Genomic DNA, 2,059 nt, shown 5'->3' with positions numbered 1-2,059 from the left:
CCCCGCGCCGGTCCGGCCCCGGGGTCGCGGGGCCCGGCCCCGCGCGGGCCCCCGGGGCCGGGGCCCCCCCCCCGGCCGGGGGGCCCCGGCGGGGGGGGGGGGGGCCCCCGCCCGGATCGGCCCGGTCACAGGACGTGCCGCGCCCCGGCGCCGAGGCCCCGGCAGGTCCAGCACTCCTCCGCGACGGCGGATGCCGGGTCGGCCGGATCGGGGTCGAGCAGGCCCGTTCCCGAGCAGTCCGGGCACCAGGACCACTCGGCGGGCAGTTCCGCGGTGGGCGCGGGCGGCAGGACGTTCACCGCGCACCTCCTGTTCCGCCGGGTGTCGCGTGCGATTCCGGCTGCGTGGGCGGGACTTCCGGTGCGGAGGCCCCGCCCACCGGTCTACCCCGCGCGCTCCGACCGGCGGGGTCGCGCGGGTAACGGCTCACGAAATTCCCGGAGCCGCCGCCGCGCGGGAGTTCCCTGGTGGTGCGCGCGCCCCGCCGGCGCCACGTCCGGGTTCGCCGCGCGCTCCCGCGGTCGTCCGACGCGGTCGCGAGCGCGGTGCCCACCGCGTTCCGCCGTCGCGCCGGGCGGTGCGAGCGCCCGGGTGCGCGGTGCGCGATCCGGCCCGGAACCGGCGGCGCGGAATCGGCCGCGCACCCCGGGCCGGAATGCTCTGTGCGACGAGCGGCGCATTCATCGCACGCCACGTCCCGCGTTGACCCTGATCCACTTGCGGGCCTGCACCCGCACGTCCTGGTCGTCTATCCAATCGATGCCGACCTGCACGCAATCGACGAGGTTGTCGTCGCTGTGCGAACCGCGCGCGTCCCCGCGGTGCACCGTGATCATCCCGGAGCCGCGCCCCCAGCGGAACGTGTAGGACTCGCGCGCGGAGATCCGTTCGAAGTGCCAGGTCATCGGTAAGTCCTTCTTCACGTTCATCGGCCACCTCCCAGGTGGCGGGAACCGCGCGGGGCGCCCGATCGTGGCCCGCACCCGCCGCAGCGGGGCTGCGGAATGCGGGAGAGCACGTCCGGCGGCGAATTCGGATCGGGTGCGCCGCCGCGCGGTCGCCGCAGGCGCGGAATGCCGAAGTGCACCGGGAATCCGCCGGAAACCGGGGATCCGCGAGCCCCGTGGGCGGGGAGCGCCAGCAACGCCAGCACCACCTCGTCCACCGGCCCGTCCCGCCGCCACAGCGCGGGAGGATCGGGGATTTCCAGGTCGGAAAGCCGGTATCGGGCGGCGACCGCGTCATCGGCCGCATGGGCCAGGAACGTGTCCATCACCCCGTGCTCCACGCGGAATCCCTGCAGCACGAACTCGTCGTTCCGCCCGGTCGGCAGGTACCGGAATCGAAAACCCTCGTGGACGCTGGCTCGAATCGCCGCCAAGTGCGAATGGAAGAGCGCGTCGAAGTCCACAGTGGCCAACTTTCATCAGATCGCCTTGCATGACTGGGAAAACCACCTGGCACGACGGAATCCGCCGACCAAGAAGATCTTGGTCGCGCAGTCGATCCCGCGCGTTTCAGGTGATCTTGAGAAGTGGAAGTAGTCGACCACTGGCCGCTATAAAAGAATGCTAGCTGCACGATAACGATGCGCGCACTCTTTCAATTGGGTGAATGTCCCAAGCCCCGAACCGAACCGACTTCCGCTCTTTCGTCCACAGCGGACGGTATTCCACGAGTGCGCCAACCAGCCCGAATCGGTACCGAGCCACTTGAAAAGTCCCGGCATGGCAGCGAAAACGCGATCACGCCGTTCGGCGGCACCTGTCGCCCAGCCGCACCGCCCCGGGTGGTGCGCCACCGCGCACCGCAGCGCGGTGCCGAAGATCCACTGATCAAGGTGGACAGTCCCGCCGCACCACCACCCCGAGAACCGGGAAAACCGCGCTGCGAACGGGGTTTTCCACCGCCGACCGCAGGACGCCACCCGACCCCGGCCGCACCCCGCCCGCCGCACACCCGCGCGCCGACTCCCCGCCAGGGCCGCCGATCGCGCCACCGGGCGGACACCGCGCTCCGCTCCCCCGACCGGCACCACCGGACCCGGTACCCGCCGTTC

The 2,059-nt window shown here is 72.5% G+C and carries 3 protein-coding genes; all 3 read right to left on the bottom strand.

Going from position 1 to position 2,059, the window contains the following annotated elements; all coding sequences use genetic code 11:
• Window positions 1-125: 125 nt before the first annotated feature.
• The 3 genes from LCD33_RS19350 to LCD33_RS19340 all read right to left on the bottom strand — a co-directional run bounded on the left by LCD33_RS19350 (window position 126) and on the right by LCD33_RS19340 (window position 1,411).
• Window positions 126-299 (bottom strand): hypothetical protein, encoded by a 174-nt coding sequence (locus tag LCD33_RS19350; RefSeq protein WP_224968930.1) that lies wholly within the window; start codon window positions 297-299, stop codon window positions 126-128.
• A gap of 381 nt (window positions 300-680) precedes the next feature.
• Window positions 681-905 (bottom strand): hypothetical protein, encoded by a 225-nt coding sequence (locus LCD33_RS19345; RefSeq protein ID WP_224963029.1) that lies wholly within the window; start codon window positions 903-905, stop codon window positions 681-683.
• 20 nt (window positions 906-925) lie between these two features.
• A complete protein-coding gene (locus LCD33_RS19340; RefSeq protein ID WP_224978121.1) occupies window positions 926-1,411 on the bottom strand; it encodes a hypothetical protein in 486 nt (161 codons plus the stop codon).
• Between the last annotated feature and the right edge of the window lie 648 nt (window positions 1,412-2,059).

This window comes from Saccharopolyspora sp. 7B, assembly GCF_020177435.1.
Taxonomy (GTDB): domain Bacteria; phylum Actinomycetota; class Actinomycetes; order Mycobacteriales; family Pseudonocardiaceae; genus Saccharopolyspora_C; species Saccharopolyspora_C gregorii.
The sequence above is the reverse complement of the archived record's forward strand: the minus strand, read 5'-3'. Positions and strand labels throughout refer to the sequence as shown.